Origin of the sequence: Daejeonella sp. (genome assembly GCF_044232565.1) — a bacterium.
Classification (GTDB): domain Bacteria; phylum Bacteroidota; class Bacteroidia; order Sphingobacteriales; family Sphingobacteriaceae; genus Daejeonella.
On record NZ_JBIILQ010000115.1, the window covers coordinates 1 to 8,419 of the forward strand.

Annotated in this window: 3 protein-coding genes; all 3 read left to right on the forward strand. The window is 36.4% G+C overall.

Annotated features, from left to right (window positions below):
• The first annotated feature begins 59 nt into the window (after window positions 1-59).
• The 3 genes from ACILQF_RS07615 to ACILQF_RS07625 are packed head-to-tail and all read left to right on the forward strand — an operon-like array spanning window position 60 to window position 7,354.
• A complete protein-coding gene (locus ACILQF_RS07615) occupies window positions 60-4,922 on the forward strand; it encodes a beta-ketoacyl synthase N-terminal-like domain-containing protein (RefSeq protein WP_395626822.1) in 4,863 nt (1,620 codons plus the stop codon).
• Between the two features lie 4 nt (window positions 4,923-4,926).
• Window positions 4,927-6,669 carry a carbamoyltransferase gene (locus tag ACILQF_RS07620; RefSeq protein WP_395626823.1) on the forward strand — a complete coding sequence of 581 codons (1,743 nt, stop codon included), beginning with the start codon at window positions 4,927-4,929 and terminating at the stop codon, window positions 6,667-6,669.
• Between the two features lie 49 nt (window positions 6,670-6,718).
• Window positions 6,719-7,354, forward strand: coding sequence for a 4'-phosphopantetheinyl transferase family protein (locus ACILQF_RS07625; RefSeq protein ID WP_395626824.1), 636 nt, complete (start codon window positions 6,719-6,721; stop codon window positions 7,352-7,354).
• The last annotated feature ends 1,065 nt before the right edge of the window (window positions 7,355-8,419 follow it).

Below are 8,419 nucleotides of genomic sequence, written 5' to 3' on the forward strand. Positions count from 1 at the left end.
CATTCCGTTCTAATGGCGAAACGTTCAAACCGATTCAAGAATTGGTAAGACGAACGATAATGAAACACTTTGGCTTGGTTGTAAGCGATGTTCTAGCTGTAAAAAGAATTCCAAAAACCACAAGCGGCAAATTACAAAGGCTGAAATTAGCAGAAGATTATATCATTAATTTACAGCCAAAAGTTATTGAGAAACATTCACCTACAATTACCGAAACCTATCAGGAAGAACAAGTTTTTATACAAACTATTCATTCTGAAATATTGAAATTATACGGCTTCACTGATATTAAAAATGACCAGGCTCTTGTTGAACAAGGCTTTGATTCTTTACGTGGCACAGAACTTATTACTGCATTAAACAAAATATTAGGAATAAACCTAAGCCCTACTATTGTTTATGAATATGCCACAATTACCCAACTGGCAAAGTATCTTACGCAAATAAAATCTGGATCAAAGAAAGAAATTGTTGAAAATGCCAAGAATTCAGCTTCATATGAACCTATTGCCATCATCGGCATGTCCTGTGTTTTTCCTGGTGGAGCCAATAGTCCGGAGCAACTATGGGATCTATTAATAAGCGGCACAGATACAGTAAAAGAGGTGCCGGCAGAAAGATGGAATGCCCAAAAATATTACGATGCTGATTACCAGGCTCCAGGCAAGATGAATACTATAAATGGTAGTTTTATTGATAATGTACAGGATTTTGATGCGGCATTTTTTGGAATCTCCCCTCGCGAGGCAGAGTCAATGGATCCACAGCAAAGGTTATTATTGGAGGTAAGCTTCCAGGCTTTGCAAAGCTCTCGGTATACCTTGAAGGATATTCATGGAAGCAATACCGGTGTATTTATCGGTTTTAGCCATAGTGATTATGCAAATTCTCATATACTTTCGGGAGATCTTGAAAAAATTGATGCCTATTCTTTAACAGGAACAATTAGTAGTACGGCTGCTGGTCGACTTTCTTATTTTTATAATTTAACTGGGCCAGCATTAATTATTGATACAGCGTGTTCTTCATCTCTGGTAGCGATTCACAATGCCTGCCGAAGCTTGCAATACGGAGATTGCAATATGGCTCTTGCTGGCGGGGTGAATCTCATTCTTACACCAGAATCTTCGGTCGCTCTTACGAAGGTCCAGGCTCTATCACCAGATGGCAGATGCAAAACATTTGATGAAAAAGCAAATGGATATGGACGTGGAGAAGGATGCGGAATTATAATCTTAAAACGTTTGCAGGATGCAGAGGCTGATGGAGATAACATTATGGGTGTCATCCGTTCTACGGCTATTAATCAGGATGGCAAGAGTAACGGGCTTACTGCACCGAACGGCCTTGCCCAGCAAAAATTACTTCAAAAAGCCATCAGTATTTCCGGTATTTCACCAGAGGATATTACGTATGTAGAAGCTCATGGAACTGGAACCCCGTTAGGTGACCCGCTAGAAATGCAAGCCGTAAATAAGGCATACCAATCTTCCAAAAGAAAGGAAAAGCTTTTAATAGGGAGTATCAAATCAAATATCGGGCATCTTGAATCTGCTGCTGGTATTGCTGGTTTAATAAAAGTGCTGCTATCTTTCAGACATCGCGAAATTCCTGGCAACCTTCATTTTGAGAATCCAAATCCTTTAATTTCATGGAAGGATGTGGAGGTGGAAGTAGTTCATAAAAATAGAAAACTAGAAAATAAACGACTGATAGCCGGCCTAAGTTCCTTCGGTTTTAGTGGAACTAATTCGCATTTGATAGTAGAAGAAGCACCTGCAGAAAAAGGCCAGGGCGTGAACCGGAGTTATTTGGCATGCACTTTATCCGCACATAGCGACCAAGCGCTGAAGCAAATGGCGTTGAACTTAGCACTGCATTTACAAAATCCAAAGATAGATATTGGTGCACTTTGTTTTCATTTAAACCGATCAAACAACTCATTCTCTTATAACTGGCATGCAGTGGTTAAAGATAAAGAGGATCTGTTGCATCAATTAGGTAGACTTAATAATCACGGTACTGAAATATTTCATCGTAAAGACAAACCACAAGGACTCATTGCCTTTCAATTTACTGGCCAGGGAGCTCAATATACTGGTATGGGTAAAGATTTATACGAAGAATTTGAAGTTTACCGGAATGTATTAGATGAGTGCGATAAAATTTACCGCCTATGCAATGAAGGTATTTCTATTCGTTCTATTATTCTACAAGAGGACGGTAATAGGCTTATTGATCAAACGAAATTTACTCAACCAGCTATTTTCTGTACAGCGTATGCCTTAACAAAATTATTTGAAAGTTTTGGAATAAAGCCTGATGTTGTTTTAGGGCATAGCGTAGGCGAAATTGTGGCTATTTGTGTGGCAGAAATGATCTCACTTGAAGACGGGATCAAGCTGATTAGTAAGCGAGCCAACTTGATGCAGAAGCTTCCGGAGGGTGGTGGAATGATGTCTGTTTTGGCAACCGCAAGCGAAGTGATAACATCAATAGAACATTTAAAACTTCCACTAGCTATTGCAGGAATTAATAGTCCCCAGCAAACAGTAGTTTCAGGTTTATTAACTGACTTGCAACAAATGAAGGAAGAGATGCAAGCCAAGGGATTTATAGTTATACCACTCACGGTGTCGCACGCATTTCACTCCCATTTGATGCAACCCATTACAGAAGAATTACTTCAAACTACAAAATCAATTAATTTTAAAGCTCCGTTAATACCTGTAATTTCAAATGTTACAGGTAGTTTATTTACCGAAGCCTTATGGAAGGATCCAGAGTACCTTATAAATCATGTATTAAAACCTGTTCAGTTTTCAGATTCTCTAAAGACAATGGAGAAATTGGGCTGTAGTTTATGCATTGAGATAGGCCCGCAGCCTGTTTTAACTAATTTAACTAAACAGGTATTACCAGACTTTAAAGGAGGAATACCTACTTTAAGAAAAGGACAATCATCCACTTCACAATTTTTACTTAGCCTTTGCAGCCTGCAGCAATCAGGAAAATCTGTTAATTGGAAGCAAGGAGAGGCTGAAAAAAAACATGCCTATACAATCTTGCCTTCCTATCCATTTCAAAGAAAAAAATACTGGAAGGATTTATTTAGTGAAAAGCAATTACTGAATAGTGCTATGCCTCTCCCCTCTTTTCCGGCTGGGCTCTCCTCCGATGTATTGTTTGACGTAAGTTTTGAGACCATAGAAAAGCCGGTTTTAATAACAAAAGTCGAAAAACATCGGATTATAATAATATATGACGAACAAATTAACTTATCCAGACAAGTTCAGAAGGGATATATTGATATAGGTACGCCATCTGAAATTATTCATATAAAGGATTTAGACAACACACGTGCTTTTCATGAACCGAGCATTATTTTTTATATCGCCAATACCGGTTTTGATAGCTCTTCAACTATAAATTATACTGATCTACGCAATGCATTCAAAATTTGCAAAGGGTTTGAGCTTCTACATCCTTCAAAAATTATATTTTTAACAAATAACGTACATGCTGAGGAGAAAGTTAGTCCTGTAAATCTTAATAACAGCTTACTTTGGGGTTTTACAGCTGCTTTACAATTTGAGTATCCTCAATTATCTATATCGGTTATAGATGTAAATAAAATCGATGAAAATGCGCTCCTGACAATCGTAAAGTATGCTTTACAAATTCCACTACAACTAATAATTAATCATGATAAATGGACAATTCCTCGCTTAAAGCCAGTAATCAGGGTTAATAAAAATATTGAATTTAAAAGTGATGGCGCTTATGTTGTTACTGGAGGCTTTGGTAGCTTAGGGAAAGGCCTGATAAGCTGGATGATTCAAAAAGGGGCAGGTAACATTATAGTAATTGGGCGCAGCAAGCTCACCGATGCTAATCAGAAAACCATAAAAGAATGGCAAAAACACAATATTAAGATTCAGCATATACAGGCAGACGTAAGTGATCTAGAAAATTTAAAATCAAAATTCAGAAGTTTCGAATCGTCCACTATTCGTGGGGTATTTCATACTGCGGCTTTATTAAATGATAAACTGCTACAAACACATGATATTGAGAGTTTCGAATCCATATTTCCTGGTAAAGTGCAAGGCGCTTGGAACTTGCATCAACTTAGTAAAGATTGGCCATTAGATCATTTTGTATTGTTTTCTTCCACTGTGTCACTATTAGGCAATATCGGTCAAACAAACTATGCGGCAGCTAATTATTTATTGAATAGCCTTGCCGCATTTCGTCAGCAGCAGCAATTGCCTGCACTAAGTATTTGTTGGGGGCCATGGAAAAGTAGTACAATGACTGACGGCATGGATCACAAATTTGAAGCCATGGGCATTTTTCCATTCTCGACCAACACAGGATTTGATGCATTAGAAATGGCTTTGGCACAAAAAAATACCAGTGGAATACTCGCTGCTATACAGGTTCAGCCAGATTTGGTTATAAGCAACACTGAGGTATGGCAGCATTCCCTGTTTCCCTCAGAATGGCATTTAAAAAACAGGGAAGTTATTCCAAAATCTGCCATGACAATTTTTTATACTGTAGATGAGGCTTTGAGTATGCTCGAAAATTTAGCGAGACAAGTTTTAAAATTAGAACCTGAGGACACCCTTAATACCGAGCGGCCATACTTTGAAATTGGCTTTGATTCAATTATGTTAAATATGCTACAAACTAAAGTGCGGCAAACTTCAGGAATCAATATTCCTATAGCACAATTTTTCAAACACACCAGCCTTATTACTCTGGCTGCATACCTAAAAGAGTTATCATCACCAGAATTTACCACTATTAATCCGGCGACACTTTCTAATTCAACATTCACCATTTCGGATGAATTAAGGGATGATGTTAGCAAGTTATCAGATGATGATATTATGGCATTATTAAATAAATATTAAAATCATGCATAAGTATTACATAGGCTTATCCAACACATTTCACGATTCTTCGCTTGCAATCATGGACGGCGAGGGAAAAATATTATTTGCTGAAGCAACGGAAAGAAGGCTCCAATATAAACGAGCTTTAAACTGTCCTCCCGATAATTTTGATATAGGTCCAATTCTCAAAAAATATTGCAATCAAGATTCGCAATTTGTAGTAGCTACCACTTGGAGTGAAGACTATCTGCAGGCATTAAACAGGCTAGAAAGAATGAATTTTTTTTCGGAAGAGTCCTTAAAAAACCCTCAAATACAAGTTCCTTCGAAGTTTTTATTTCCAAAGGCCTCCATTTATACAATTCTTAAACTACAACATCAATTTTTAAAAACAGTAGGCACTGGCATATTATTAAATCTACAGAAGCATTTCCCTTTAAAAAATATAACGTTCAAGAAATACGAACATCATTTGACCCATGCAGCCTATGCAAGCTATACTAGCCCGTATACTGACGGTGCGTGCCTGATAATGGATGGGTTTGGTGAAGCTAAATCAATTTCATTGTATGGCTACAAGGATGACCACTTGAAGCAATTATGGTGTCATAAAGGACCAGAAAGCCTGGGCTGGTTTTATGAGTTAATAACAACATTATGTGGCTTTGATTGGTTTACAGGCGAAGAATGGAAGGTAATGGGTTTAGCCCCATATGGTAAGATCAATCAGGCTATTTATGTATTACTCAAAGAATTATGCCAGTATAAGAATGGTAAACTGAAGTACCCTGCTGAAAAAAAGATACAAGAGTTAATGCTGAAATTAAACGCATATAAGCGTCCCACTGATAGTAGTCCCTGGACGGCCGCTGACCTAGCATTTACAGGCCAATTTGTTTTTTCAGAAATTGCATTAGAGATGTTAAAAGATGTAGAATCATTAGAATTATCAAAAAACCTAATCATTGGAGGTGGGTGTGGTTTAAATTCTTCTTTCAATGGTACAGTAATTGAGAAAACCGGATTCGATAATTTGTTTGTGCCATCTGCACCAGCAGATGATGGAAATTCAATTGGGGCAGCGATGCTTGCTTTTAAGGAAGATAACCCAAATAAAATTACCGGACAGAGACCCTTCTTCTCTCCATACATTGGATCATCCATATCAGATGAAACTATAAAAAGATTAGTTCAATTAGGTCAGATAAAAAATATAAGACACTTACCCTTAACCATTCATACTGAAACGGCAAAAAAATTAGCTGAGGGCAAATTGGTGGCATGGGTACAAGGCCGTGCAGAGTTTGGCCCTAGATCATTAGGGAACCGAAGTATTATTGCCGACCCCCGGCCACAAAACATGAAAGAGATCATAAACTCTAAAGTTAAGTTTCGGGAGGAATTCAGACCATTCGCACCCTCCATTCTGCATGAATTCGGAGAAGAGTATTTTGAAAATTACCAGGAAACCCCGTATATGGAGCGAACATTGGTTTTCCGGGAGGGAGTAAAAGCTAAGGTTCCGGCCGTAGTACACGCCAATCATACCGGCAGGTTACAAACTGTGAAAAAAGAATGGAACCCTTCTTATTATAAATTAATTAAAGCATTTTATGATATTACTGGAGTTCCCTTAGTTCTGAATACCAGCTTAAACATTATGGGTAAGCCTATTATTCATTCACTTGAAGATGCCATAGGGATGTTTTATACTACTGGGCTGGATGTATTAGTTGTTAATGATTATATCATAGAGAAAGACTAACGAATAAATTCATATCATTTAGAATATCATAACCCATTTAAAAGAATCAATGATTCAAATTTTTTATTCAAGCTATTCAAACAAGTTAGATCATTCTGAGTTCTCGAGATATCTTAAATTATTACCATTAGCTATACAAGAAAACATATTGAAATATAGCAGGTGGCAAGATGCTCAAGCCTCTCTATATGGAAAATTATTATTAAGTCATGGATTAAAAGAGTTAGGATTAGATTTCAGTTTGAATAACTTAAAATATACGAAATATAAACGGCCGTATATTGAAGAAAATGTGGACTTTAATATTTCACATTCGGGCGACCATGTAGTTTGCGCTTTTTCTACAAAAAGTAAAATTGGAATTGACCTAGAAAAAATTAAACCTATATCAATTTCTGATTTCAAAAATCAATTTCATGAAGATGAATGGGATCACATAATGACTTCTGAGAACAACTATCTTTGGTTTTATTACTACTGGACAGCAAAAGAAGCAGTAATAAAAGCCGATGGTAGGGGCTTAAGTATTCCATTTATAGAGTTAAAAATTGAAAACCAATGCGCTTTTTTGGAAGAGAAGTTATGGCATTTGAAAACGATTGATTTATTTGAAGATTATTTGTTGCAAGTAGCCTCAAACCATGTGCTAGAAACAAAAATTAGTCTTGAAAAATTAAGTTTTTAAGAAAAATCATAAAAATTTATATAATTAGTCGAGTTTTAATAAGTAATATAATCATTTGATTATCAATAAATTGTTGATATCCCAGAGAAATTTTAAATGCATATTATTTTGATTATTGCATCATAAGCTTAGCTTCAAAACGATATTTTTCAATCAAAACATCAAATTCCTTGCACAAGTCGTCTACTTCAACAAAAATTTCAATAATTATATCAGAAGTAAGCATGAATTGTTATTCTTTAAATTTGTTAATCAATATAAAAAATATACTTAAGTACTCATAATCAATGATTTGTATATTTTTATTCTCCAAATATAATTCCACCTTATCCCAAACTCACGTTAATCTAAAATTTAGAGTTAACAATAAGATCAGTTGTTAACTCTAAATCCAACCGGAAAAAAGAGGGGAAACTTACAATTATTCATCATTACCATGGCTGCATTGCAGTTACGCACATTTGCCTAATGCAGGCCCAGAAATGATTAACCAGGTCTCAAATATGGCAAAAATTCAGAAAATGAGTTTATTTTTATGCCAAAAGAGGTGAATTGGCAACCCTTGTAAGATGAAATTCGGGTTCAAGGAATTATTGAAAACTAGTTCACGAGACCTCGGCTAATTTTTAAAAACAGCACACGCTGCAGCATTAGTGATCTGGGAAAAAATAGGCTAAAAACAAAATCCCTTCCAGAAACGATCAATTTTGACTTCTTTGACCACCTTGATTAGTGATATTTATCTCATCGCCTTGCCGAAATCCTTGAGTTACAGCATGAGTCTCTTCAAGTGCTGTTGGTTTATCAACGTAAGTATAGTCATGATGAAATAGTGATATCGATTCATTTCAACGATATCACTATTTCCGAGCTAGCCAAATAGACAACATATCGCAAGCCCAAAAAACCAGAAAAATCTGACTTATTTTTTGACCTTACGGAAAATGTAACGGGTAATGAAAATGCCATTTCCATCATCTTTGCCCGAATCCGACTCTACGGCACTATTTACAAATGCTAGTTCCCAACCTTCTTCTGTCATGGCTGCGAGCTTTGAAGCTACCA

Excerpts from the sequence above, each read along its gene's own strand:
- ACILQF_RS07620 (WP_395626823.1), top strand. The coding sequence starts at position 4,927 with ATGCATAAGTATTACATAGGCTTATCCAACACATTTCACGATTCTTCG.
- ACILQF_RS07625 (WP_395626824.1), top strand. The coding sequence starts at position 6,719 with ATGATTCAAATTTTTTATTCAAGCTATTCAAACAAGTTAGATCATTCT.
- ACILQF_RS07615 (WP_395626822.1), top strand. The coding sequence starts at position 60 with ATGAAACACTTTGGCTTGGTTGTAAGCGATGTTCTAGCTGTAAAAAGA.